23 protein-coding genes and 3 tRNA genes are annotated in these 25,791 nt (G+C 59.2%); 14 read left to right on the top strand and 12 right to left on the bottom strand.

The features are described 5' to 3' along the window. Positions 1–65 precede the first annotated feature (65 nt). Positions 66–2,135: a DNA topoisomerase (ATP-hydrolyzing) subunit B gene (gene gyrB, locus QP970_RS08380; protein ID WP_239269559.1), complete on the top strand. Its 2,070-nt coding sequence runs from the start codon at positions 66–68 to the stop codon at positions 2,133–2,135. A 96-nt stretch (positions 2,136–2,231) separates the two neighbouring features. Here the strand turns inward: gyrB and QP970_RS08375 are convergent, their stop codons facing one another. From QP970_RS08375 to QP970_RS08360, 4 genes are read right to left on the bottom strand one after another with little or no spacing between them, the layout of a single operon-like run. After that, the gene (locus tag QP970_RS08375; RefSeq protein WP_239275420.1) at positions 2,232–3,731 is read right to left on the bottom strand and encodes an MFS transporter; all 1,500 of its coding nucleotides are present in this window, start codon (positions 3,729–3,731) and stop codon (positions 2,232–2,234) included. A gap of 60 nt (positions 3,732–3,791) precedes the next feature. Continuing rightward, positions 3,792–4,229 carry a DUF6918 family protein gene (locus tag QP970_RS08370; RefSeq protein WP_239269557.1) on the bottom strand — a complete coding sequence of 146 codons (438 nt, stop codon included), beginning with the start codon at positions 4,227–4,229 and terminating at the stop codon, positions 3,792–3,794. A gap of 11 nt (positions 4,230–4,240) precedes the next feature. Beyond that, complete coding sequence (locus tag QP970_RS08365; RefSeq protein WP_239269556.1) at positions 4,241–4,498, bottom strand: cell filamentation protein Fic; 258 nt, start codon at positions 4,496–4,498, stop codon at positions 4,241–4,243. Next, positions 4,495–4,716 carry a hypothetical protein gene (locus tag QP970_RS08360; RefSeq protein WP_005280480.1) on the bottom strand — a complete coding sequence of 74 codons (222 nt, stop codon included), beginning with the start codon at positions 4,714–4,716 and terminating at the stop codon, positions 4,495–4,497. Before QP970_RS08360 ends, QP970_RS08365 begins: the two co-directional genes overlap by 4 nt. 78 nt (positions 4,717–4,794) lie before the next feature. Between QP970_RS08360 and gyrA the strand changes: the two genes are divergently transcribed. The 4 genes from gyrA (at position 4,795) to QP970_RS08340 (ending at position 8,025) form a co-directional block, all read left to right on the top strand. After that, a complete protein-coding gene (gyrA, locus tag QP970_RS08355; protein WP_284869851.1) occupies positions 4,795–7,350 on the top strand; it encodes a DNA gyrase subunit A in 2,556 nt (851 codons plus the stop codon). A gap of 3 nt (positions 7,351–7,353) precedes the next feature. After that, on the top strand, positions 7,354–7,692 hold the full coding sequence (locus QP970_RS08350; protein WP_005280482.1) for a DUF3566 domain-containing protein: 339 nt from the start codon (positions 7,354–7,356) through the stop codon (positions 7,690–7,692). A 174-nt stretch (positions 7,693–7,866) separates the two neighbouring features. Beyond that, positions 7,867–7,943: transfer RNA gene (locus tag QP970_RS08345), tRNA-Ile, on the top strand. Positions 7,944–7,952: 9 nt separating this feature from the next. After that, a tRNA-Ala gene (locus QP970_RS08340) sits at positions 7,953–8,025 on the top strand. A 255-nt stretch (positions 8,026–8,280) separates the two neighbouring features. Here QP970_RS08340 and QP970_RS08335 read toward each other — a convergent pair. Continuing rightward, the gene (locus QP970_RS08335; RefSeq protein ID WP_239269554.1) at positions 8,281–9,489 is read right to left on the bottom strand and encodes an IS1249 family transposase; all 1,209 of its coding nucleotides are present in this window, start codon (positions 9,487–9,489) and stop codon (positions 8,281–8,283) included. Between the two features lie 984 nt (positions 9,490–10,473). Continuing rightward, on the bottom strand, positions 10,474–10,689 hold the full coding sequence (locus tag QP970_RS11700; RefSeq protein WP_349819933.1) for a hypothetical protein: 216 nt from the start codon (positions 10,687–10,689) through the stop codon (positions 10,474–10,476). Between the two features lie 6 nt (positions 10,690–10,695). Between QP970_RS11700 and QP970_RS08330 the strand changes: the two genes are divergently transcribed. Both QP970_RS08330 and QP970_RS08325 read left to right on the top strand, forming a co-directional pair. Next, a complete protein-coding gene (locus QP970_RS08330; protein ID WP_350309410.1) occupies positions 10,696–12,675 on the top strand; it encodes a heavy metal translocating P-type ATPase in 1,980 nt (659 codons plus the stop codon). 89 nt (positions 12,676–12,764) lie between these two features. After that, complete coding sequence (locus QP970_RS08325; RefSeq protein ID WP_005276035.1) at positions 12,765–13,250, top strand: MarR family winged helix-turn-helix transcriptional regulator; 486 nt, start codon at positions 12,765–12,767, stop codon at positions 13,248–13,250. On the opposite strand, the gene QP970_RS08320 is transcribed toward QP970_RS08325, so the two are convergent. After that, positions 13,247–13,798, bottom strand: coding sequence for a DNA-3-methyladenine glycosylase (locus tag QP970_RS08320; protein ID WP_239269552.1), 552 nt, complete (start codon positions 13,796–13,798; stop codon positions 13,247–13,249). The genes QP970_RS08325 and QP970_RS08320 overlap by 4 nt on opposite strands. Further along, entirely contained in the window at positions 13,798–14,700 is a 903-nt protein-coding gene (locus QP970_RS08315) for a polysaccharide deacetylase family protein (RefSeq protein WP_239269551.1), read from the bottom strand. Before QP970_RS08315 ends, QP970_RS08320 begins: the two co-directional genes overlap by 1 nt. A gap of 168 nt (positions 14,701–14,868) precedes the next feature. Between QP970_RS08315 and QP970_RS08310 the strand changes: the two genes are divergently transcribed. Then, positions 14,869–14,941: transfer RNA gene (locus QP970_RS08310), tRNA-Ala, on the top strand. A 53-nt stretch (positions 14,942–14,994) separates the two neighbouring features. Here QP970_RS08310 and QP970_RS08305 read toward each other — a convergent pair. The 3 genes from QP970_RS08305 to QP970_RS08295 form a co-directional block, all read right to left on the bottom strand. Then, on the bottom strand, positions 14,995–15,468 hold the full coding sequence (locus QP970_RS08305) for a GNAT family N-acetyltransferase (protein WP_005276043.1): 474 nt from the start codon (positions 15,466–15,468) through the stop codon (positions 14,995–14,997). A 35-nt stretch (positions 15,469–15,503) separates the two neighbouring features. Further along, complete coding sequence (locus QP970_RS08300; protein WP_005276046.1) at positions 15,504–15,707, bottom strand: hypothetical protein; 204 nt, start codon at positions 15,705–15,707, stop codon at positions 15,504–15,506. Positions 15,708–15,826: 119 nt separating this feature from the next. Beyond that, complete coding sequence (locus QP970_RS08295; RefSeq protein ID WP_239269550.1) at positions 15,827–16,501, bottom strand: hypothetical protein; 675 nt, start codon at positions 16,499–16,501, stop codon at positions 15,827–15,829. A 286-nt stretch (positions 16,502–16,787) separates the two neighbouring features. On the opposite strand from QP970_RS08295, the gene QP970_RS08290 reads away from it, so the two are divergent. The 6 genes from QP970_RS08290 to QP970_RS08265 all read left to right on the top strand — a co-directional run bounded on the left by QP970_RS08290 (position 16,788) and on the right by QP970_RS08265 (position 24,803). After that, positions 16,788–17,720: a methylenetetrahydrofolate reductase gene (locus tag QP970_RS08290; RefSeq protein ID WP_239270122.1), complete on the top strand. Its 933-nt coding sequence runs from the start codon at positions 16,788–16,790 to the stop codon at positions 17,718–17,720. Beyond that, the gene (gene metE / locus QP970_RS08285) at positions 17,707–19,977 is read left to right on the top strand and encodes a 5-methyltetrahydropteroyltriglutamate--homocysteine S-methyltransferase (RefSeq protein WP_239270123.1); all 2,271 of its coding nucleotides are present in this window, start codon (positions 17,707–17,709) and stop codon (positions 19,975–19,977) included. Before QP970_RS08290 ends, metE begins: the two co-directional genes overlap by 14 nt. A 120-nt stretch (positions 19,978–20,097) precedes the next feature. Next, a complete protein-coding gene (locus QP970_RS08280; protein WP_239270124.1) occupies positions 20,098–21,735 on the top strand; it encodes a dihydroxyacetone kinase family protein in 1,638 nt (545 codons plus the stop codon). Positions 21,736–21,804: 69 nt separating this feature from the next. After that, positions 21,805–22,335, top strand: coding sequence for a peptidylprolyl isomerase (locus tag QP970_RS08275; protein WP_005280498.1), 531 nt, complete (start codon positions 21,805–21,807; stop codon positions 22,333–22,335). 98 nt (positions 22,336–22,433) lie between these two features. Beyond that, the gene (locus QP970_RS08270) at positions 22,434–23,081 is read left to right on the top strand and encodes a rhomboid family intramembrane serine protease (protein ID WP_239270125.1); all 648 of its coding nucleotides are present in this window, start codon (positions 22,434–22,436) and stop codon (positions 23,079–23,081) included. Positions 23,082–23,387: 306 nt separating this feature from the next. Further along, the gene (locus tag QP970_RS08265) at positions 23,388–24,803 is read left to right on the top strand and encodes a phytoene desaturase family protein (RefSeq protein WP_239270126.1); all 1,416 of its coding nucleotides are present in this window, start codon (positions 23,388–23,390) and stop codon (positions 24,801–24,803) included. On the opposite strand, the gene QP970_RS08260 is transcribed toward QP970_RS08265, so the two are convergent. Beyond that, complete coding sequence (locus tag QP970_RS08260) at positions 24,793–25,395, bottom strand: hypothetical protein (RefSeq protein WP_239270127.1); 603 nt, start codon at positions 25,393–25,395, stop codon at positions 24,793–24,795. The genes QP970_RS08265 and QP970_RS08260 overlap by 11 nt on opposite strands. Between the last annotated feature and the right edge of the window lie 396 nt (positions 25,396–25,791).

Here is a 25,791-nt window from a genome sequence, read left to right as displayed (position 1 = left end):
GGGGTATGCGTGTAGAATAGTGAAAGTCTTAGAATTAGCTATAGCCAAAAGGAGAGCACGAATCCGTGGCTGAAGAACACGCATATGATGCTGGATCAATTACGATCCTGGAAGGTCTAGAGGCCGTCCGCAAGCGCCCCGGTATGTACATCGGTTCTACCGGATCGCGCGGTTTGCACCACCTTATCTGGGAGATCGTCGATAACTCCGTCGATGAGGCCATGGCAGGCTTCGCGGACAAGGTTACCGTCAAGCTCTTGGAAGACGGCGGCGTCGAGGTCATCGATAATGGCCGCGGCATCCCGGTGGAGATGCACGCCTCCGGTGCGCCGACCGTCCAGGTGGTCATGACGCAGCTGCACGCCGGCGGTAAATTCGACTCCGATTCCTATGCCGTTTCCGGCGGCTTGCACGGCGTCGGCATTTCCGTGGTCAACGCCCTGTCCACCCGCGTGGAGGCGGAGATCAAGCGTGAGGGCAAGCACTGGTACCAAAACTTCCAGAACGCCATCCCGGATGACCTTGTAGAAGGCGGCAACGCCCGTGGCACGGGTACCAAGATTCGCTTCTGGGCGGACCCGGAGATCTTTGAAACCACCGAGTTCGACTACGACACCATTGCGCGCCGCCTGCAGGAGATGGCCTTCCTGAACAAGGGCCTGACCATCGAGCTGATTGATGAACGCGTGACTCAAGAGCAGATCGAGCTCGAGGAAATCGCGGATGCGGAATCCGGTGAGGCGAGCGCGGATGAGACCTCCTTTGATGATGTCCCCGATGCCGGCGATACCTTTAACGAGGAAGCCGATTCCAAGAACGTCACCAAGGCCGATAAGAAGCGCCGCAAGAAGATCACCTTTCACTATCCGGAGGGCCTGACGGACTACGTAAAATTCCTCAATAAGTCCAAGAGCGCCATTCACCCCACCATCGTGTCCTTCGAGGCAAAAGGCGAGGACCACGAGGTTGAGGTGGCCTTGCAGTGGAACCAGGGCTATAAGCAGTCCGTGCACACCTTTGCCAATACCATCAATACCCACGAGGGCGGCACGCACGAAGAGGGCTTCCGCGCAGCCCTGACCTCCTTGATGAACCGCTATGCCAAGGAGCACAAGCTCATCAAGGACAAGGACGGCAACCTTTCCGGCGATGACTGCCGCGAAGGCTTGGCCGCCGTTATTTCGGTCAAGGTGGGCGACCCGCAGTTCGAGGGTCAGACCAAGACCAAGCTGGGCAACTCCGAGATCAAAGGCTTTGTGCAGCGCTCGGTCAACGAGTACGTCAATGACTGGTTTGATGCCAACCCGGCAGAGGCAAAGGCCATTATCAATAAGGCCGTCTCCTCGGCGCATGCCCGCATGGCAGCGCGTAAGGCGCGCGAGATGGTGCGCCGCAAGTCCGCCACCGATCTGGGTGGACTGCCCGGCAAGCTTGCGGATTGCCGTTCTAAGGATCCGCGGAGTTCGGAGCTTTATATCGTGGAGGGTGACTCCGCGGGCGGTTCCGCGAAGGCCGGCCGTGACTCTATGTTCCAGGCCATCTTGCCCTTGCGCGGCAAGATCCTGAACGTGGAAAAGGCCCGCATGGATAAGGTCTTAAAAAATGCCGAGGTCCAAGCCATCATCACCGCGTTGGGTACTGGCATCCACGAGGAATTCGATATCAAGAAGCTGCGGTACGACAAGATCGTGCTGATGGCCGATGCCGACGTGGACGGCCAGCACATCGCCACGCTGCTGTTGACCCTGCTCTTCCGCTTTATGCCGCAGTTGGTTGAGGATGGCCACGTGTACCTAGCTAACCCGCCGCTCTACAAGCTGAAGTGGTCCAAGGGCACGCCGGGCTACGCCTTCTCTGATGACGAGCGCGATAAGCTGCTGGCGGAAGGCCTGGAGCACAACCGTAAGATCAACAAGGATGACGGCATCCAGCGCTACAAGGGCTTGGGCGAGATGAACGCCTCCGAGCTCTGGGAGACCACCCTGGATCCCTCCACGCGCCTGTTGCGCCGCGTGGACCTGGAAGACGCACAGCGCGCCGATGAGCTGTTTTCCATCCTCATGGGTGATGACGTGGCCGCCCGCCGCTCCTTTATTACCCGCCGCGCGAAGGATGTCCGCTTCCTGGATATCTAAACCGTTGGCTTAGCCCTTCTGCGTGCAGGGGCTAGGCAAAAAGCTAGAGCCCACCGTGGATAATTCCACGGTGGGCTTTAACTATGGGGCGAGGTATTAGCTGCGGGAAGCGCGCTGATCCGCAAAACCAAAGCTCAAGGACACTAGGCAGACGGCGATGATGACGCCAAAGCCGGTCATGATGGATACGGGCCAATCTCCGGAGGTGCTTTGGAGCATGGCAAAGACGATGGCGGTAATGACGGCCAAGCCAATGGCGGTGCCGATGCGCTGGCCGGTTTGTAGGACCGCGCCGGAGGAACCGGCGTAGTTATCTGGGACCTGCGCCAAGGTCAGGGTTTGGTTAGGTGAGACCACGGCACCCTGGCCAAGCCCGATAAATGCCAAGGAGAGGATGAGCCACCATTCGTTCATTCCCCAATGCGTGGTGCCCCAAATAAAGACCACCGTGGCGATGAGACCGAAGATGGTGGTTAGCATGCCGATGATGACCACCATGCGCCCATACCGCGAGATCTTGCGGCCAGCGATGGTGGCGGTAATGGAGTTGAGGAGTGCGGAAGGAATGCCCACCGAGCCGGCTGCTAGGGCGGAGTAGCCCAGGCCATTTTGGAAATACAACGCAACGAGCACCCAGATGCTGGTAATACCCATAAACCACAACGTGGCGATGATGGTGCCGTTGCGGAAGCTCGAGGTGGCAAAGATATTGAGATCCACCATCGGCGGGTGGCCGGTGGCCTTGTGGTGGCGCTCCCACAGCACCCACACGCCAATGAGGACGGCACCCGCCAGAAGCAGCCACCACACGGCCGGGGAGCCGGTTGAGTCCATGAAGGGGAAGAGGATGCACCATACCGCGGCGCCGAGGATGAGCGCGCCGATGGGATCCAGGGTGGCCAGTGCCTTGAAGATGCCCAGCTTATTGCCCGCGGCATCGCGGACGCGGGAAAACAGCGGGCGTGGGAACCACATGAGGCCCAAGATGATGGCTAGCAGGCCGATAGGCGCGTTGACCAGCATGGTCAGCCGCCACCCGTGGTCAGGACCACCGAGCTTAATGAGGAAGCCGCCCAATACCGGGCCGATGGCCACGGCGATTCCCACGGTGGCGCCAAAGTATCCGAAGGCGCGGCCGCGTTCTTCCCCGCGGAAGTATTGCTGAATCATTCCCACGCCTTGGGGGTTCAGTAATCCGGCACCAACACCCTGGACAAAGCGCGCGATGTTCAGAGAATGCGCATTCGGCGCGAAACCCGCCACGGCGGCGCTGATGGTGTAGACGGCGATGCCGAGCAGGAAGATGCCCCCGCGCCCCACGAGATCGCCGGCGCGCCCAGCGGCGACGAGGACCACGCCGAAGGTAAGCGCATAACCAGACAGCACCCATTGCACATCCGAATCCGTGGCACCAAGCCCAGACTGGATCGACGGCAGTGCCACGTTCACGATGGACACACTAATCAGTGACATGAACACCGTGACCAGCACAATAATAAGAACCCGCCAGCGGGCGGGGTCTTGGCCGGCGGGGTAATCGGTACGGTTTGCTTCTGATGTCGACGATTTATGATGTGGGGAAAAAGTCACTTCCACACTTATACTCCGCAGTCCAGATAACCTTCAACCGCAGGAAAACCGGTGGAAATTAATTATTTACATGTGCTTTTGCACGACGCGGCCGAATGCAGGAACTTCCGGGCTTAAGATCTTGGTGGCCTTGCCGCGCAGGGAATTATAGGGTTTGCGCAGTGCGGCGGAGTTTACCTTTTCCACGTGCTTATCTGCGATGTTCATAATCTCATCGCTGACCTCTTCCTGGTGCGGTTCAAGGAAGGCGCCGAAATCATCCTTCCCGCTTTCCGCAAAGTCTTGCCACCGTGGATCCAGGGCATCGAGGACATCCGGCAGGATCCGTTCCAGCGCCTTGGGGACGACATTGGCATCGGCTTTTTTGGCGGCCGCCAATCCGCCTTTAATGGCTATGCCGGAAATGCCGGATTTGGCGGAGGCGACTTTTTCAACGAGATCCCCGCATTCGGCGATGAACTCGGTGCGGGTGGATCCGTGCATCAAGGTAGAAAGGTGAGACATGGTGCCATACTTTACGCGAATTTAGTGGCCATATAGACGCGGGCACAGTACTGCGCGAAGGTCTGATTTCCAGCGTTTAACGCTGGCACCTTTTCCAAAACCTCCGCCATAGCTCGAGCGGCCTGCCGCTCATCGCCGTGGATGGCGATGCCCTCTAGGCGCGCGGTGCTGGCAGCGGCGGCAGACACTAAGGCGGAATAGTTGATGATGCGGAGATTAAAGCGGGCGCAAAATTCTTGGGCCAATAGGTACAGCTGTTCGGGGCTCATGCGTGTGTCTTTCGCGCCCTGCGAATTTCGGCCTCTAGATCCGCGCGGCCGGGGAGGAGCTCGCGGGCGGTGGCTTGCACGTGGGCATCGGCAAGCGTGCGCGAGGCCGCCGCCACGATGGCACGCACCACCGCCTCGTGCTTGGAGGTTCCCTGCGCGGAGGCCAAGAGGGTAAGGGCGTGATCTTGTTCTGCGGTAAGCCGCAATGTCATTGCCATGCCCCAGTGATACCACAGTGATACCACCGGTGCGGCAAATAAGGCCGATAAAGCCCGGAGAAGGTAGAATTTGGCCTTATGAGTGACAGTAACGACGATCTTTTTGATCGGGTTTTTCCCATTGACATTAATGAGGAGATGGAGTCGAGCTATATCGACTACGCCATGTCCGTCATTGTGGGCCGCGCGCTGCCTGAGGTGCGCGATGGCCTAAAACCAGTGCACCGCCGCATTCTCTACGCCATGTTCGATTCGGGTTACCGCCCCGAGCGCGGATATGTGAAGTCCGCGCGCCCGGTCTCTGACACCATGGGTCAATTCCACCCGCACGGTGACTTGGCCATCTATGACACCTTGGTGCGCTTGGCGCAGTCTTGGAATATGCGCTACCCGCTTGTCGATGGCCAGGGTAACTTCGGTTCCCGCGGTAACGACGGCCCCGCCGCAATGCGTTATACCGAGTGCAAGCTCACCCCGTTGGCCATGGAAATGGTCCGCGATATCCGCGAAAATACCGTGGATTTCTCGCCCAACTATGATGGCAAGACCAGCGAGCCGGACGTCCTGCCGTCCCGCGTGCCTAACCTTTTGATGAATGGTTCCGGCGGCATTGCCGTGGGCATGGCCACCAATATCCCGCCGCATAACCTCAATGAGTTGGCCTCGGCCATTTACTGGCTGCTGGAGAACCCGGACGCAGACGAGGATGCCGCGCTCGCGGCCTGCATGGAACGCGTGAAGGGCCCGGATTTTCCCACCGCCGGCCTCATCGTGGGCGATCAGGGCATCAAGGATGCATATACCACCGGCCGCGGCTCCATCCGCATGCGCGGTGTGACCTCCATCGAGGAATCCGGTTCCCGGCAGACCATCGTGATTACGGAGCTGCCGTTCCAGGTCAACCCCGATAACCTCATCTCCAATATCGCGGAGTCCGTAGCCAACGGCAAGATCGCCGGTATTTCCAAGATCGAAGATGAGTCCTCTGACCGCGTGGGCATGCGCATTGTTGTGACCCTGAAGCGCGACGCCGTCGCCCGCGTGGTGCTCAATAACCTGTACAAGCACTCCCAGCTGCAGACCTCCTTCGGTGCGAATATGCTCTCCATCGTCGATGGCGTGCCGCGCACCCTGCGCCTGGATCAGATGCTGAGCAATTATGTTGCGCACCAGATCGAGGTCATCGTTCGCCGTACCCAGTACCGCCTGGATGAGGCGGAAAAGCGCGCGCACATCTTGCGTGGCTTGGTCAAGGCGCTGGATATGTTGGATGAGGTCATCGCCCTGATCCGTCGTTCGCCCACCGTTGATGAGGCGCGCGAGGGATTGAAGGAACTTCTCGATGTCGACGATATCCAGGCCGATGCCATCCTGGCGATGCAGCTGCGCCGCCTGGCTGCCCTGGAGCGCCAAAAGATCGTCGATGAATTGGCAGAAATCGAAGAGGAGATCGCCGACCTCAAGCACATCCTCGCCCACGAGGAACGCCAGCGCCAGATCGTCCACGATGAGCTGGAGGCGATCGTCGAAAAGTACGGCGATGAGCGCCGCACCGAGATCCTGCCTGCCTCCGGCGAGGTCACCGATGAAGACCTCATTGCCCGCGAAAACGTCGTGGTCACCATTACCGCCACGGGTTATGCCAAGCGCACCAAGGTCGATACCTATAAGTCACAAAAGCGCGGCGGCAAGGGCGTGCGCGGTGCGGAGCTCAAGCAAGATGACATTGTGAAGAACTTCTTCGTCTGCTCCACGCACGACTGGATCCTGTTCTTTACCAACTTTGGCCGCGTCTACCGCCTGAAGGCCTACGAGCTGCCAGAGAGCGGCCGCGCCGCCCGCGGCCAGCACGTGGCCAACCTGCTGGAATTCCAGCCGGAGGAAAAGATTGCCCAGGTCATTCAGATCCAGTCCTACGAGGATGCGCCATACCTGGTCCTGGCCACCCAGCAGGGCCGCGTGAAGAAATCGCGCCTGACCGATTACGAGTCCGCTCGTTCCGCAGGCCTTATCGCCATCAATCTGAACGAGGGCGATGCGCTCATTGGCGCCCAGCTCGTTTCTGAGGGCGATGACATCCTGCTGACCTCTGAGCAGGGCCAAGCCATTCGCTTTACTGCCGATGACGACCAGCTGCGCCCCATGGGCCGCGCTACCGCCGGCGTGAAGGGCATGCGCTTCCGCGGCGATGACCAGCTGCTGGCGATGTCCGTCGTCCACGACGGCGAGTTCCTACTCGTTGCTACCTCGGGTGGTTACGGCAAGCGCACCGCCATTGAGGAATACACCCCGCAGGGCCGCGGTGGCTTGGGTGTCATGACCTTCAAGTACACTCCGAAACGCGGCAAGCTCATTGGTGCCATTTCCATTGACAAGGACGATGAAATCTTCGCCATTACCTCCGCCGGTGGGGTTATTCGCACCGAAGTAAACCAGATTCGTCCGTCCTCGCGCGCCACGATGGGCGTGCGCCTGGTTGACTTTGCCGATGACGTCGAATTGCTTGCCATCGACCGCAATGTTGAAGAAGATGGTGAGGAAGACGCGCAGGCTGTGGCCAAGGGCGAAAAGACCGTCGATGAGGTCCAGCAAGAGCACCACAAGGTAAGCGATGCCTCCAAGGACGAGGAGTAGGACATGGAACGACGAGACGTAACCATCCACCACATCTCGCCCACCTCGGCGTTTCGCGTTGGTCTGGCCCTGTCACTCGTCGGACTCATCGCGTGGTTGCTGGCCGTGTGCCTGTTGTACATCGGTTTGCACCAGGTGGGCATATGGGAGTCAGTCAATAGCCTCGTTGGTGGCGTCGGCGGCGGCTTTGAGGTCACCTTTGGAGTGGTGATCGCAGCCAGCGCGCTGATTGGCGTTATTTTCGCCGTCCTGTTCACCTTGCTCGCACCGCTGATGGCCGTAATCTATAACGCCATCGTGGATGTCTTCGGTGGGCTAAAGGTCAGCTTGGATGACATCTAGACCACTGTGAGTGGGAGACTATGCCGGCAGCTACGGTTGCCGGCATTTTTCTAGTTTTAAGCGCGAAGTAGCGTCCTCATTAGACCCACGAAGTGCGCCTCTGAAAACCTCTTTGAGCTGCCGATTTGTGTTCTTTCCGGGGTAGTATGTAAAGTTACATCTCGTTCCGCTAAAGGGCCTATAGCTCAGTCGGTTAGAGCGCATCGCTGATAACGATGAGGTCGCTGGTTCGATTCCAGCTAGGCCCACCACGGAACAATGGGGCATTAGCTCAATTGGTAGAGCATCTGCTTTGCAAGCAGAAGGTCAGGAGTTCGATTCTCCTATGCTCCACAGCATCAGTCCGGCTTCCTTAAGGGAGTCGGACTTTTTGCTTTTTGTACCCTCTCGAAGCTCCCCACACCTATCAAACTGGTTTTGGGGGTGTTTGTCCGATAGCAGGCATCAACGCGCTTGATATTGTTAAAACAGCAAAGGCATTCGCGGGTTAAGGGACAAAATGAGTGTCTAGGCCGGCGTGTCGCGGGGTGGGACATTTTGTGTGTCTGCCGCCCCGCGGTTTAGGGGTTTGGGCTGGGGGTTTAGGGGTTAGCGCATGGAGCCTTTGCGGATACCGATATCGTTGGTGTGCGTGCTTTCGATTCCGGTGTCGTACCGTGCTGGTGCGCCGTCGAGGTCGTTAGCCGTGTTGTTGGTGGACGCAGCTTGTACTTTGGCGAGTGCGCTGCGTCCCCATTTTTGACTTCGGGCAATCTCAATAGGGTCACCGGGATATTGCGTGTGCAGATGCAGCCACCAGTCCACGGCAGTGCGCTGGTGCTCCTCTGGCATTCCTCGGTGGTACCTGGCAAGGGCTTTTACTCCGGCGTTTATGCCGCCTTCCAGGCTGTTGGTATCGCGAGCGAGTTGTCCTTCGACTGCGTCTTCCTGACTGGTCAGGAACGTAAATAGGTGCTTGTTCCGTTCCAGTTTGGCGAGCAGTTCGTAGGCACTGCGGTGTCGGGAATGCATGTAAAAGAACTTCTTGTTTCGACGGAATTTCTTTGGAATCTCTTCCGGTTTGAGGTCTTTGATGTAGGTCTTCTCACTGAGCCACTTGCCGTACACGTCGTGGAATTGCTGCAGCTTCGCGGTCCATTCCGCGGCCTCATCCAGGTTGCTTACCCGCAGCAGTGACAACGATAGGCCGCGCAGTGCTTTGCCAGATGGCAGCACGGGGTACAAGCCGACGTAGCGTTGAATGTTGCGTTTGACGTGGACGAGGCAGCGTTGGATGTGTGCTTGTGACCAGGTTGTTTTGATGGCTTCTAGCGAGCCTTGGTGTCCATCGGTGGTGACCACCAGTGGGGCATGCCCGACCTTGTCGAAGAGACGGTTGTAGTTGAACGTGTCTTCTTGGCGGCACCAATGCCAGGCCACGACGTGGGCTTTCGTTGATGCCACCAGTAGGCAGTTCTGGTGGCCGAAGTAGGTTCCGTCGACAAATAGCTGGTCATAGATGCGATTGGAGTCGGTGTTGTCGGGAACGTGGACGAGCCAGAAGTTTTCGAACCACCGGGTGAGTTGCCGACGGCTATAGCCGTGCTCTGCGGCGATTGACGACAGGGTTGATGAAGACAAGAACCACTCGTAGAACATCCGGAACCTGGCAGTCTGGATGGGGTCATCGTTGGTATTGGTGAAGCTGTGGCCGCATGAACGGTCTTTGCAGCGCCAACGAGTCTTGCCTGCGGACGTTGTGCCATTTTTCTTTACTGGCCCCAGGCACACGGGGCACGTGATGTGTTGATTAACCACGCGGGTTAGTTTGCTGCCTACCCCGTCGGGTACCACATTCTCAGCCAGATACGTGGATTTCGCGCCCAGACCCCGCGCTGCGCCTCACCGCCTAGAGCGGAATCCTCGTTGCGACTGGTCAACCTAGCTACCGACGCACATCCGGACACACATTCTGTCCCTTAACCCGCATTCGCTGAATACGACCACAACACCTGCTATCAGCTTAAGATTGCACCATACATGGGAGATCGTCCGCATCCAGTTGGAGGGCATGAATGCAGAAGCTAAAATCCAAAAAATATAATTCACGAGTATCGTGGGCTGTATTTTTTGCTTCATTGGTCCTTCTGGGACTATTTCTCGGAATCGTTTTTGACTTAGATGTCGTCCCTAGAACGGTGATCGGTCTCATCTTGTTCTGCATTTGGTTCTGGATAGATTGGACAATGAGAAAGAAGTTTTCGGGTGATGAGGACTAAAGTTCCTCTTTAAAGCCAACATGGGGCACTCCAACTAAAATGGAGTGCCCCATATGTCGTTTCTTTGCCTCTTTCTTCCACTTTGAGTAGGCGAAAACGGTAGGTGAAACCTGAAGTGTCCCACTTGTGGAAGATCGCATCTTGCTGGAAGAGCATGTTAGGCAGTAAGCCCCGAAGCTCGGCGTTTCATGGCACACAGCCTGGCAATGGGCGCAGGAGGCCCATCGTGCAGGAAACTTCCCAGAACTGGGCCCAAAGCCTCCGTTATGATCCGGTTCATCGCTAAATGCCGGGACCGTTTCTCTGTCGAGTTCATCTGCAATGACGTTGAAGAATAACCGAGCTGATGGGGTCGGGCTGACCGCGCCGTGTCCACTTTCCGGGGGCTAGGCCCGTTTAAGCTGGGTGGCCATCTCGGCAGCTCCACTTCGCCTCTTATACGAGAATGGCTCCTTCCGTTCTGTAAATATACCTCCCCGGGGTATATGGTGGGGAGAGTAACCATCACTGTGTTCCACCGACGCTAGAACTCCTCTTGGTGCAGGGAGGAGAAGAAAGGAACTTCATGAGTACTTCCCACCAACACAGTGAGCATTCCGGTGCTCACCAGGCCGCGGGAGCGGATCATACGCAACACACAGATCATGGCGGCCACGAAGGGCACTCTCACGGTGACCATCAAGGTCATGGCCACGAGCACGGGCATGGCCACGGCCATGGGCACGGACACGGCGATCACGCGGCGATGTTCCGCAGCCGCTTCTGGTGGTCGCTGCTGCTATCGGTACCGGTCGTCATCTTCAGCCCTATGGTCGCAGAATTGCTCGGCTACGGCGTACCCGAATTCAATGGTTCATCCTGGATTCCCCCGGTGCTTGGCACCATCATCTTCATTTATGGCAGCACGCCGTTCCTGCAAGGCGGCTGGTCGGAACTGAAATCCCGCCAGCCCGGGATGATGCTGCTTATCGCCATGGCTATTACCGTGGCGTTCGTCGCCTCATGGGTCACCACCTTGGGGATTGGAGGATTCGACCTAGATTTCTGGTGGGAGCTGGCCCTCCTGGTCGTCATTATGCTGCTGGGCCACTGGTTGGAGATGCGTGCACTCGGCGCGGCCTCCTCCGCTTTGGACGCCTTAGCAGAACTTTTGCCTGACGAAGCCGAGAAGATCATCGATGGGCAGGCCCACACCGTGCCAGTCTCTGAGCTGGCGGTGGATGACATAGTACTGGTCCGCGCTGGAGCGCGGGCGCCTGCCGATGGCACCATTGTTAAAGGCTCAGCCGAATTCGATGAATCCATGATCACCGGTGAATCCCGCCCAGTCTTCCGCGATAAAGGTGAGCGCGTGGTCGCCGGTACGGTGGCCACCGACAACACCGTCCGCGTCCAGGTAGAAGCCATCGGAGGAGATACGGCCCTGGGCGGTATCCAAAGCATGGTCGCCGAGGCGCAGGAATCCTCCTCCCGCGCCCAAGCCCTTGCCGATCGCGCCGCAGCGTTGCTCTTCTGGTTTGCGCTAATCGCAGCCCTCATTACTGCGGTGGTCTGGGCCATTATCGGGAGCCCAAGCGACGCCGTGGTGCGCACCGTTACCGTGCTCGTCATCGCTTGCCCCCACGCCCTCGGTTTGGCTATCCCACTGGTCATTGCGATCTCTACCGAGCAGGCCGCACAGTCTGGGGTACTCATCAAGGAACGTTTGGCGTTGGAGCGCATGCGCACCATCGACGCCGTCCTCTTCGATAAGACCGGTACCCTGACCGAAGGCGCTCATGCCGTTACCGGTGTTGCAACCGTTGAGGACATCAGCGAGGGGCAGCTGCTAGCAGTGGCCGCCGCGGCCGAGGCCGATAGTGAACACCCATTGGCCCGCGCCATCGTCAAGGCAGCCGAAGACCACGCGGAAGCATCTCAGGAGCAGCTGCACAGCACCGATTTCAGTGCGGCCGCCGGCCGGGGAATCAAGGCCACCGTCGATGGGGCAGAGGTCCTCGTCGGTGGACCGAATATGCTGCGCGAGCTAGAGCTTGCCACCCCTGGGGTGTTTGATGCGCAGGTTGAAGAGTGGTCCCAACGCGGCGCGGGTGTCCTGCACGTCGTGCGCGATGGTCAGATAATCGGCGCTCTCGCGGTTGAAGACAAGGTTCGTCCCGAATCCCGCGCGGCCGTACAGGCCCTCCAAGAGCAGGGCGTCAAGGTTGCGATGATCACTGGCGATGCCACGCAGGTCGCCGAGGCCGTTGGCGAAGAATTGGGTATTGACGAGGTCTTTGCCGAAGTCCTGCCGCAGGACAAGGACTCCAAGGTCACCGAATTACAGGAGCGCGGTCTAGCCGTGGCCATGGTTGGCGATGGCGTCAACGACGCCCCAGCCTTGGCCCGCGCGGAAGTCGGCATCGCCATTGGCGCCGGCACCGATGTCGCCATGGAATCCGCCGAGGTGGTGCTCGCCAGCGACGACCCGCGGTCGGTGCTTTCGATGATCACCTTGTCGCGCGCTAGCTACCGCAAGATGATCCAGAACCTTATTTGGGCATCTGGCTACAACATCATTGCCGTGCCCTTGGCGGCAGGCGTACTCGCACCCATCGGTGTCGTGCTCTCCCCGGCGGCCGGCGCGGTATTGATGTCGCTATCGACCATCGTGGTGGCATTCAACGCGCAGTTGCTGCGCCGGATTGAATTGGACCCAGCTCGCTTGGCACCCACCAGCCACTAGGTGGAGGAGACCAAGTTCGAATAAGTGGGACGGGCTCCGGCTACTTGGGATTATTTTAGAATTGAAGTCCAGTTGCTAAAATAATCCTCATGACCGAGCGGGACGACTTTTGGCTGGAAGAGGATGAACTAGCAGCATTCATGTCCCTGATGAGCGTGAATGTCCGGCTCACCAATATTCTAGACGCGCAGCTGCGCGATGATGCCAAGCTAAGCTTCTTTGAATATACGGTGCTCTCACGGCTATCAGAGGCCGAGAACCATGAGATGCGCATGCGAGACCTCGCCATCACCGCAAACGGCTCCTTGTCCCGTCTGAGCCAGGTTGTTACCCGTTTGGAGCGCCAGGGCTGGGTCGTGCGGCGTCCTTGTCCCAATGATGGGCGGACGACGATGGCGCACCTTACCGATAGCGGCTGGGACAAGGTAGTAGAAACCGCCCCGGGCCACGCTAAGCAGGCCCGCCGATCCGTTATCGATAACCTGACCCGCGCGCAGATCCATCAAATGACCCAAATTAATGAGCGCATCATCAAAGCCATCGAAGCCGATGAGCGCTACGGCGGGCGCTATTAATTATTTTTGGGATAGCCGCGGCGGCCGGAGACGGTCTTATCAAAGGGAATCCAAAACCGCAGGGCCGCTTCCTGGTTTTTGGAAATACCAATGCGCGGGCCGCGCACCCATTCCGGTGCAGACTCGCGCTCAGAAAGCTGCACTGGTAGGTGGTTATCCTCCAGCGTTGCTCCAAGAGCTTTACCGAGGTTCCCAGGGCCGCGGGCTAGATTATGAAAATCGCTGGTGCCGCGGCGTGCAAAGGCGGTATCGATCCCGGATAGCACCTCACCGCCGCGCAGTAGGCACCCTTGGCCCACGCCTTCGGGCGCGCACACGATATTGACATTGCGGTGGATGCCGTAAGAGGCATACACGTACAGTCGGCCCGGTGGGCCGAACATGGCGGCATTGCGCGGGGTTTTCCCACGAAAGGTATGGGCGGCGGCATCGTCCGTGCCCAAATAGGCCTCGACTTCCGTAAGGCGAATGCTCACCCCGGCGTGCGTAATGACGCAGCCAAGGAGCTGCGGGGCTACGACATCAGCAGTGTGGGAGAAATCAATCATTAACGGGAGTAGTAGCGCTTTCCGTCTACCGGGGTGCGCAGCAACTCATCGAGGCTGACCGGCTCCAAGCCCTTGGCGCGCAGGCCATCGATAATGCACTCGGCCGCATTGACGGTGGTCGGGTGAATATCGTGCATCAAGACGATGGAGCCTGGGTTAGCATCCTGGACGGCGGCATTGCAGACGTGCTGCGAGTCGCGGATCTTCCAGTCCAAGGTATCCACGTTCCATAGGGCCTGCGACAAGCCCTTATCCCTGGCTACCTGGTCAACCGTTTCATTGGTGGCACCGTAGGGCGGGCGCAGCCACTTTGGATTCTGCCCGGTGGCATTGCGGATCGCCGCATTGCCGGCGTCGATTTCTTGGGCAATATCGCCGTAAGCTAACTGGTTGAGCTGGCGATGGGTCTTGGTGTGATTGCCAATGGTATGACCTTCTGCCTGCATGCGCTGGAGCGCTTGGGGGTACTGGTAGGCGTGATCCGCTAGCACCATGAAGCTGGCGTGGGCGTTTTTCGCCTTAAAGGTATCCAAGAGCTGGTTGGTATAAGGGCTTGGGCCATCGTCAAAGGTCAGGGCCACGCAATTCGGGCAATCGACGCCGTTAGCCTGTGGCTGCGGGGCTGGTTGCGGTGCGGCCCCAGCCTGGGGATCCGGTGCGGGTGCAGCCTCATTCTGCGGCTCGTCTTGTGGTGCTACCGAGGAAACAAGATCTTGTGCCTGCGCGCGGGTGCTGTCGATGCGGCTTTGAATATCGGTCTGAATCTCAGAAACCGCGGACTGGATATTTGGTTCTGAGGACCCGGCTACTTTTGGGGTGCCTTCGAGGAATTGCGCATTGGCGCAGGCGGGAAGGGCAGCGGTGGCAAGCACGGTGAGCGCGGAGGTAAGAAGACGACGCATACTTTTCCTAGGAACGAGGACAGATGGGCACGATTAGCCAGCCTACTCCACTGCGAAGGGAATTATGGATTAAACGCGTGTGATAAATGTGATAGAAGTACATCACTGTGCCGCGGTGTCTTCGGCATTTTTGGAATGAGCGGCTGCAGTAGTAGAGTACAAGCCACTGGGGCATTAGCTCAATTGGTAGAGCATCTGCTTTGCAAGCAGAAGGTCAGGAGTTCGATTCTCCTATGCTCCACAGGAAAAGTCCGGATTCTGGTTAAAGAATCCGGACTTTAGTCATGCATAGGGCTATAAAAAGCGCTTGACCATGATGTAATGCTCGGCGTACACACCTACATGCTCGAATCCCAAGCGTTCATAAAGTCCCTGCGCACGCGGATTATCGGGGTGGACGGCTAAGGAAATGCCGGGCGCTTTGAGGGTCTGGGCGAGGGAAATGGCGGCATCGATAAGCGCGGTGGCAATGCCCTGGCCCGCAAAGCGGCTTTCTACCGCGATGGCAAATTCTGGGATGGCCGGTTCCACGAACCCGTAACCGTGATTGTCCTCGGTGCCCCAATTGAGCCACACACCGCCGGCGGGCACGAGGTCCTCCCAAGCGATGAAACCTCCCTGGTTGGGCTCCCAATTTTCCACGTAGAAGGAAAAATCGTCGGCAAAACCGGAAGAAAGCTCGCCTCGTTCATCGCCGAAGGTATCGGTCAGGAAGTTGAGGCGAGCTATATAAGTGCGATCAGATTCTTGTGTCGCGCGAATTTCCATAATCCCCAGGATATATGAAGAATCCGCCGGGCTAGTTAAGCCAAGTGGTAGTTATGCACGTCCGCGCCGTTGAATTCGCGCATTTCACCGGATTCGTCAACGGAGCGGAAGGTAGCGCCGTTATCGATGGCAAAGCGGAGGTTATCCACGCGCGGGGAGGGATCATCGGTTACTGGGCCTGCGGGGAAATAGTACGTTGAACCGTCTTTGAGCTTGACGGTGAGAGACTCAAAGCTCATTGTTTATCTCCTTGTAGAAAGCCTTAATGGGTGAATTCAAGCAGGAGATTTTTGATTAGGCAAAGCAATGAGATCTAGGCAACGCCTACTGCACCCCCACCGCGGGGGTGCGAAAGGAACTACTGCTCGTCAGATTGCAGGCGGTGCTTGCCCTCACTCTGGTGATCATCGGTGATGCGGGTGGTATCCGCTTCCTCCGCGGCGGCCTCTTCTTCCTCGCGGTGCTTGGCCAGCTGCTCATCGATGGAACCCAAGAGTTCCTCATCGCGCACAGCGCCCTCTTCGGCGAGGTCCGAATCGGCTTCGTGCTTAGCTTCGCTGGTGGAGGTGTAGACCAAGGTGGATTCTGGGGCGGTGTTTTGGGTGCCACCGCGGTAGTCATCCACGCGCGGTGGGGTCTGGGAAGGCTTGTCATTGGAGCGCAGCCAGTAGTAAATCGCACCGGTTGCCGCGGCGAGCAGGGCAACGATTCCGGCAACGGTCCAGAACCTGGAAGACTTCTTGTCCTTCTTGGTGGCTTCCTTCTTGGCCTCATCGAAACGCTCGACGGCATCCTCGCGGTAGTTATTGAATTCCTCTAGGGCGCGCTCGAGGCGGGAATGCGCGGCCTGGGTAACTGCGCCTGCCTGCTTGCGGGCCTCATCGAAGGCGCTATTGTCTTCCTTTTGCATCTGCTGGGCAGCCTCTTCGAGCGCGGTATACGTTTCGCGGGACTTTTCTTGCCGGTAATCGCGTAATTGCTTCCACAGATTGGAACCGGTCTTCAACGCCATATTCACTGCGGTGGGGTTCATGAGTGCAGGTGCTCCTTAGATGAGATTTATCTGTCCTTTCCCATCCAGCATAGTGGCCAGCTTGACACCCCACCACTGTTTTGGCGGGTGATTCAGGGAGTGGAATCACCCATAAAATAGACCGCTTGGTTCAGATTGGTGGATTAATATTCACGCCGATTTTGGCTAACCGCGCTGTTTATGGGCCTGCAAAGGTAATACCATTAGCGGCGCGCTACCCCGCAAACTGAACAGCTTGGTACGTTTTCCTCCAGACAGCAATTGAGATCGGGAAAAGGAGGTGACTATGAGCCCGCGATTTTCGGCGTCAGCACCATTGGATTCCATGAGTGAAGAAGAGCTAATGGTACCGGAGCGTTTGGCGCTATCTTTCGAGGTAATTCCGCCGCGCCATGACGCCGATGAAGCCAAAATCGACCGTTTGCTGGAAACCTTGGAAAGCTACCACCCGGATTATATTGCGGTGACAAGTTCCAAACGGTCCGGTTGGCTCGAAGGGACGACGGCCTTTATCGAGCGGATTTCGCGCACCACCTCGATGCGTCCGCTTGCGCACCTGGCCTGCACGGCTGGTTCGCGCACGGAACTTATCGGCTGGATTAACCGCTTGGTCGATGCCGGTGTCCGCGGCCTGCTGGCCCTGCGCGGGGACCTGCCAGAGGAAGGCTTGCCGGAGCACTATCCGCAGCATGCCGATGAATTGATAAGCCTCATCCGGCAACTAGAAAGGCAGCAAGCCGCGCGATTCGCCGCTGGCCGCCTGGCCGTCGGAGTCGCGTGCTATCCCAGCGGGCACGTTGAATCTAAAAACGAAGATGAAGATTTTGACGTCTTGCTCAAAAAGCAGCGCCTCGGCGCGGACTTCGCCATTACCCAGCTATTCTTCGACTCCCAGGATTACCTGCGCTTTACCAAAAAGGCCCAACTGGCCGGGGTGCATATTCCCCTTATTCCGGGAATCATGCCCATGACCAGCCTGCGCCGGGTGGAGCGAATGGGAGAGCTGTCCGGGCTCGCCGTGCCCGAAAGGGTGCGGTCGGCGCTCGCGGCAGCGACAACCCCAGAAGAAGAATACGAAACCGGCATGGAACTGACCGCCGAACTAGCCCGCGACATCGTGGCTGGCGGGGCGAGCGGGCTCCATATATATACCCACAACAACCCCGACAATACTCACGACCTACTAACCCGAATCGGAGTAGACAATGACCAACGCTAATTTCCCCAAGGCGACAATTGAGGGCTATCCCCGCATTGGCGCCAACCGCGAGTTGAAGCGCGCGCTCGAGTCCTACTGGGCCGGCCGCATCGATGCGGAGACCTTCGAGTCCGCCGCACACTCGCTGCGCCTCGATACCTACAACCGCCTGCGCGACCTCGGCCTGACCGAGGATTACGCCATCCCGGCGGACGTCGCTTACTACGACCAGGTGCTCGAAACCGCACTGACCGTCGGTGCCGTTGCCGGTGAAACCCTAGATGATGAGTTCACCCTGGCCCGCGGTAATAAGGACACCGCGCCGCTGGAGATGACCAAGTGGTTCGACACCAACTACCACTACATCGTTCCGGAAATTGCCGATGACCACGCCTTTAAGGCGCACCCACAGCGCATTATCAAGCTGGTAGAAGAAGCCCGCGAAGCAGGCCACACCGTGCGCCCGTACCTCGTTGGCCCGGTTACCCTGTTGGCCCTGTCCAAGCAGGCCGAGGGTGCAGCCAAGGCCCCGCTCGAGCGCCTAGATGATGCCGTTGCCGCCTACCAGGAGGTCCTGGCGGAGCTGCACAAGGCTGGCGTGGAGTGGATCCAGTTGGCAGAGCCTGCCCTCGTGGCGGATCTGACCAACGCCAGCGATGAGGACTTGGCTGCATATACCAAGCAGGCATACTCCGCCATCCTGGGTGCAGAAGAGCGCCCAAAGGTCTACCTGACCACTCCGTACGGCTCTGCACGCAAGGGCCTCGATGTCATCGCAGAGCTCAAGCCAGAGGCCGTCCAGGTTGACCTTTCTGTTGGCACCCTGGCCCTGGATGAGGGCTACCTCGAGCGCGTGAAGAACCTGAACACCCACGTTGTTGCCGGCCTTGTCGATGGCCGCAATGTCTGGGCCGCCAACCTGCGCGACCTGCGCTCCAAGTACGAGGACCTGGCCGGCAGCATCGATGAGCTGTCCGTATCCACCTCCGTGTCCTTGCAGCACGTGCCGCACTCCGTCGAGGCAGAATCCAAGCTGCCTGCCGATGTCGCCCCATGGTTCTCCTTCGCCAATGAAAAGGTCAAGGAAGTCGTCGCCCTGGTACAAGGCCCAGAGGCAGCCGAAGAGGCTTACAGCGTCAGCGACCGCGCTGTTCGTACCCGCGCCGAGTCCGAGCGCATCAACAACGCCGCCGTGCAAGAGCGCATCTCCCAGCTGCCGGAAGGCGAGGTCAAGCGCGAGCCGGCCTTCGATGAGCGCAAGGAAGCACAGAAGGAGCTCGGCCTGTCTGAGCTGCCGACTACCACCATCGGTTCCTTCCCGCAGACCAAGGAAATCCGCCAGGCGCGTGCGGCGCACCGCAAGGGCGAGCTTTCTGATGCCGACTACAACTCCGCCCTCAAGGACGAGGTTAAGTCCGTCATCGAGCTGCAGGAGCGCCTCGGCCTGGACGTCTTGGTCCACGGCGAGCCAGAGCGCAATGACATGGTGCAGTACTTCGCGGAGCTGCTCGATGGCTTCGTCACCACCGAAAACGGCTGGGTACAGTCCTACGGTTCCCGCTGTACCCGTCCGCCGATCGTTGTGGGTGACATCTCCCGCCCGGCTGCTATGACCACCGAGTGGTCGAAGTTTGCACAGTCGCTTTCGGAAAAGCACGTCAAGGGCATGCTGACCGGCCCGGTCACCATCCTGGCGTGGTCCTTCGTCCGCGATGACGTGCACCAGTCCGTATCCGCGGACCAGCTGGGCGTGGCCTTGGCAGATGAGGTTCGCGACCTGGAGGAAGCCGGCATCGACATCATCCAGATCGATGAGCCAGCCCTGCGCGAGCTGCTGCCGCTGCGCGAGCAGGACCGCAAGGCCTACCTGGACTGGGCAGTGCGCTCCTTCCGCCTGGTAGCCCTCGAGGCCAAGCCCACCACCCAGATCCACACCCACCTGTGCTACTCGGAGTTCGGCCAGATCATCGACGCCGTCGCCGGCCTGGACGCAGACGTCACCTCCATTGAGGCTGCACGTTCCCGCATGGAGCTGCTGGAGGATATCGATGAGACCTTCCACTCTGAGATTGGACCTGGCATCTACGATATCCACTCCCCGCGCGTGCCTTCCGTGGAGGAAATGGCAGAGCTTATCCGCGCCGCACTCAAGAACGTGCCGCTGGACCGCCTGTGGGTTAACCCGGACTGCGGCCTGAAGACCCGCGGTTACGAGGAGACCGAAACCTCCCTGCGCAACATGGTGGAAGCCCGCGATGTGGTGCGCAACGCCCTCTAAATAGAATCTGCGAAATTCTAGGTTCTTAAAGGAAACGCTATGCAGCCGGTCTGCATAGCGTTTTCGTGATCTTGTACCCACCCGCGACGCTATGGCCGGATCCGGATTACCGTGGGCGCTATGAAGCACTCAGCATTTCGCAATAGCCAAGAATCCTTCCTGTCTGATTCCCTGGCCGGGTTCATCGCCCAGCATCCCGATGCCACCTGGCACGATGCGGGCTTCATCGGGCGCAGCACCCCGCTGCGTACGGCAGATGATAAACCGGCGGTCGCGGTCATCTCCGGTGGCGGATCCGGCCACGAGCCCATGCACGCCGGCTTCATTGGGCAAGGCATGCTCGCCGCAGCCTGCCCGGGCCTGCTTTTTACCTCCCCGAATGCGGTCCAGGTCAGCGAAGCCACGCAGTGGGCCGACCAGGGCAGGGGAGTGCTGCACATTGTGAAGAACTACACCGGCGATGTCATGAACTTCACCGTGGCGCGCAACGCAGCAGAGGCCGTGGATACGCGTTCCGTCTTGGTTGCCGATGATATTGCTACCGAAGGCACCGGCGAGGGCCCCGGCCGGCGCGGTACCGGTGCCACGATCCTGGTGGAAAAGGTGGCCGGTGCCGCGGCGTATCGCGGCGATGACCTGGATAAGGTCACCGAGCTTGCGGAACGTACCTCCGATCAATCCCGCAGCATGTCCGTGGCACTGGGATCCGGCTTTTTGCCCACCACGGGGCGCGAGACCTTTGATTTGGACGACGGGCACATGGAAGTCGGCGTGGGCATCCACGGCGAGCCCGGCACGCACACGGAAAAGGTCGATAATGCCCATGCCATCGTCGCCACCGTGCTGGAAAAGCTGAGTGCTGCCCTCGACATCAGCAGCGGCGACGAGGTGGTGTGCCTGGTCAACGGTTTGGGCGGCACCACGCCTTTGGAACTGAGCCTGGTATTCGGCGAGGCGTCTGCACAGCTGGCGGAGAAAGGAATTACGGTAGTGCGCTCCATGGTGGGCAACTTCGTTACCGCGGTCAATATGCACGGCGTATCCATCACGTTGCTCAAGGCCGACGATGAGCTGCTTGAGCTTATCGATGCCCCAACCCAAGCCCCCGCCTGGCCCCATACCTTGGGCGGTGCCAAGCAGGTGGAATCGGCGCGGATTACCTTCGAGGATGAACTGCCTACCGAGGGCGAAGAGAACCAGTGGTTGAGTGACTTCGTTGACCGCGTGCAATCTTCTATCGAGGAGCTGACCGAGCTTGACCGCAAGGCCGGCGATGGGGACTTCGGTACCAATATGGAGGCGGCGCTTGAAAGCATTAAACTGCCGCTGCGCGGCGCGGATGATGAGATTTTCACCGGCCTGGCCAAGCGCTTCCTCGTCCTGGCGGGCGGAACCTCGGGCGCGGTCTTCGGCAGCTTCTTCAACGACATGGCCCGCGCGGAGACTTTAGCAGAAGGTTTGAGCAGCGCGGCGGAGTTTATTCAAGAACTGGGCGGCGCGCAGCGCGGTGATTGCACCATGCTCGATGCGCTCATTCCGGCCGCGGAGAAGGCGCAAGAAATCGGCGCAGAACGCCCAGACGAGCAAACGCTCCAGGCCCTGTACGAGGCCGCGCGCGAGGGCGTGGAAGAAACCGGAAAGATTGCCGCCAAGAAGGGGCGCGCGTCCTATCTGGGCGATCGCAGCAAGGGAGTCATCGATCCCGGTGCCCTCGTGGTTAGCTGGCTATTTGGGGGACAAGCCCTGTCGGCCGACTAGGGGAAAACGGTGGCGCGATCGCTGAGAGCGTTATGTCTTGCACAGCGGAGAGGAAGTAAATTCTTTACAATGGCTGGCATGACTCAGAAGACCGCAACTGCAACGATGCATACCAACTACGGCGATATTGTTATCGATCTCTTCGGTAACCACGCACCGGTAACCGTTGAAAACTTCATCGGTTTGGCCAAGGGCGAAAAGGACTACTCCACCCAGAACGCAAAGGGCGAGCAGTCCGGCCCGTTCTACGATGGCGCCATCTTCCACCGCATCATCGATAACTTCATGATTCAGGGCGGCGACCCCACCGGCACCGGCCGCGGTGGCCCGGGCTACCAGTTCCAGGACGAGTTCCACCCAGAGCTGCAGTTCGACCGCCCATTCCTGCTGGCCATGGCGAATGCCGGCCCAGGCACCAACGGCTCCCAGTTCTTCATCACCGTGGCGCCGACCCCGCACCTGAACAACCACCACACCATCTTCGGTGAGGTTACGGACCCGGCTTCGCAGGAAGTCGTTTCCAAGATTGGCAAGGTCGACACCGACCGCATGGACCGTCCGCACGAGGACGTTGTCATCGAGTCCATCGATATCGCCTAAGCGTTTTCCTCGCTCCGCGCCCGGCACCACACACCTTGCTGTGGTGCCGGGTTCGTTTAGTTTTATCCGAATGCCAACAAAGGGTCAGCTTCTACGCCATGGTGAAAAATTATTTGCGAACCGCCCCCGTTACCTCGGCCATCGCCGCGATCTGCATCATCGCGTGGTCAATTACCGCGGTACAAGCTCGAACTTTGGGCGAGACCTTCTTTCTCTCCACGCTGAGCCAAGACTGGGCCCTGTGGGGACCGCAGTACGCCGATGCGCCACTTACGGTGCTGTCTTCGGAATTCATGCACTTGGACGGCGGGCACCTCGCGGTCAATATGGTGATGCTCCTGCTCATTGGTAGGGAAGTAGAGCGCGCCCTCGATACCGGGTTATACATTGCCGCGTATCTGGTTTCTTGTCTGGGCGCTTCCGCCATGGTGCTGTGGTTCGATTTTGGCACGCCCACGGTAGGTGCCTCCGGGGCGATCTTTGCGCTGATGGGCATGCTGGTGGGCGTCTTCCGGCAACGCGGGATGGATCTGCGCGCGCCCATCGTCCTCGTATTGGTCAATGTGGGCTATACCTTCGTCGCAGAGGGGGTCTCCCTGTGGGGGCATCTTGGTGGCTTGTGCACCGGCATCATCTTGAGCTTGTTCCTCTTCCATCGAAACAATTCTGTGCGCTGGGCGGGTGTCGCTCTCACCGCTGCGGTCATCATTGTGTTATTAGCCCTGCGAGCTGGGGTTTGGGGATAACTGTGGAATTTGATCACCGGAATGGGTGTGCGAAAGAAATCCACAATAGTTATCCACATTGTGGATAACCACATTCTTGTAATTTACCGAACGCTTTTCCGGAGTTTTCCCTGATCACACAGGTTATAGCGGTATCGACGGCCGCAAAATCACCTGTGGAAGCCCGTGAAAACACTTATCCACAGGGTGGGGATAAGTCTGTGAAATTAATATTCCACAGGTTTCTTCCACAGCCTGTGGATAACTTTGTACCCATCGTGTGGGCGAATAGGTAGATTGGGGCCACTGACCTGCACAAGGAGGATTGTGGATAAACAACCGCACGCTGTGATCGTCGGCGCAGGGCCCAATGGGCTTACCGCTGCGGCCCGCCTCGCCACGGCCGGCTGGCGTGTGGATGTGTATGAGCGCGCCAGCAAGCCCGGTGGGGCGGCGGCATCGTCGACGGAGATCTTCCCGGGCACCATCGTCGATCTCGGCGCGGCCGGCCACCCCTTCGGCATCGCGAGCCCGGCCTTCCGCGCGCTGGATCTGGAATCGCACGGCCTGCGCTGGCGCCATGCGCGCTATCCCATGGCCCATCCACTAGAGGGCGCGCCGGCGGGCATTCTTCACACCTCCCTCGAGGAGACCGCCGCGGGGCTCGGCACCGATGCCCGGGCGTGGACCCGCCTGCACGGCCACGTGGTGCGCAATATCGACGCACACGTGAACAACGCGCTCACCCCGCTGGTGCGCTGGCCCGAGCACGCGGTCCGCTTGGTGCAATTTGGCGCGCCGGGCGTGCTCCCGGCGAGCGCGCTCGCGCGGGCGGCATTTACTTCCCCGCAGGCGCGTGCCTTATTCGCCGGTAGCGCGGTGCACGCCATTACCTCGCCTACCAGGGCTTTTACCTCCGCATTCGGCCTGCTCTTTGGCGCGCTCGGCATGACCCGCGGCTGGCCAGTGGTGGAAGGTGGTACGCAGGCGCTTGCCGATGCCCTCGTCTCCCTCCTCCGCTCTCACAAAGCCCGCATCCACACCGGCGCCGACATCACCGATGTGCGTAGCCTGCCCCGCGCCGATGCCCTGATCCTCAACCTCACCCCGCGCCAGATCCTTAGGCTGGGCGGGCTCGATCTTCCTGCCCGGACCCAGCGATCCCTGCGGCGGTGGCGCTATGGCAGCGCGGTGTACAAGGTCGACTTTCACTTAAGCGAACCCGTGCCGTGGGCCGATCCCCGCGTGGGCCAAGCGGGCACCGTCCACGTGGGCGGCAGCGTGGAGGAGATTGGTGGGGCAGAAAGGGATATCGGCAAGCGCCGCATGCCCGAAAATCCCCTGGTCATGGTGTGCCAACAGTACGTGGCCGACCCCTCGCGCGGGCTGGTGCTGTGGACCTATGCGCACGTGCCGCATGGCTATGAGGAGCGTTATCCGGGGGAGGTGACCGGCCTCATTGCGCGGCAGATCGAGCGTTTCGCACCCGGTTTTCGCGATACCATCCTGGCCACCCGCGCGACGAGCCCAGCTGACCTGGAGCGCTGGAATCCCAACCTGTTGGGTGGCGATATTGCCGGTGGCGCCATGACCGGGCTGCAGACCGTGCTGCGCCCGCGCCTCTCCGCGCACCCGCACCGGCTCGCGCCGGGAATATTCATGGCATCGAGTTCCACTGCGCCCGGGGCCGGGGTCCATGGCATGCCCGGATGGTGGGCCGCTGGGGATGTGGCTACCCCTTAATAGGAGCCCGGCGTTCGCAGTAGAGGAAAACCGCACCGATCATCCACAGCGTTACCGCGGCAAGATATCCGGGGGTGGTCGTGGTCTGCGGTTCGATACTATTGCCTGGGATAAGCCCAGTAATCAGTGGCTCCAGCACGAAGCCGAGCACGGCAACGTAATCTAGCCAGCCGAACCTGTGGGACAAAGCCCCCGCCACGCCGAAAAGTGGCCCGGCGATAAGGGCGAAGAGGAACCACGTGGCATTAGAGGAAAAAGCCGTCTGCCAGTCGTAGATACCAAAGGTGAAAAGCAGCGCGTAGTGCACTGCCAACATGAACAAGAGTATGCCGGCTCCTGCGAAAAAGGCCGATCTCCACCGGTGGGCGCACGCCTTGCCCATGAGGTAGGCAAATAATGCCCACACCATGCCAGAGCCCAGCACTGGGCCAAGGTAATTGCGTAAGGAAAGGCGCGCGGGTGCGGTGCCTTCGATCAGGGCCGGATCAGAAAACGCGATATGGACGACGGCATAGGCCACCGAGACGGCTAAGCCGGCCAAGAGAACGTACTGGGACCGGTGCCGCGGCGGTGCGGGTGAACGACTGGTCATGGTGTGCTCCTTGAGATGAGGATCCCGCCATGTCCGAGGCGAGTACTTGTGAAGGACATGAAACGGTTATAATTTCAATAATAATAATTGCATGCGCGATATCGCGGAAGAGCACTCTTAGTGGTCATTTAGACAGTAGATCGCACCCAATTTATCCCTGCGCTTTTGCAGGGTAGCTGCTTGATGACAAGACCGGAGGGCCCAGTTGAGCAGACTGATTATCAAGGCAATGAGCATGGATATGTCTCAAAATGCACATATAGGGCTAGTCATGAAGCAACAACCACAGTGCTAAGGGCTACGTAACTTAAAGGAGATATGAAGTGTCCCAGGTTTTGTTCCGTTTGAGTAGATGGGAAAATCTGGAACATGCCAAGAAAATTTGACCAGGATGCA

The sequence above is a fragment of the Corynebacterium sp. MSK073 genome, assembly GCF_030232085.1.
GTDB lineage: Bacteria > Actinomycetota > Actinomycetes > Mycobacteriales > Mycobacteriaceae > Corynebacterium.
The sequence above is the reverse complement of the archived record's forward strand: the minus strand, read 5'-3'. Positions and strand labels throughout refer to the sequence as shown.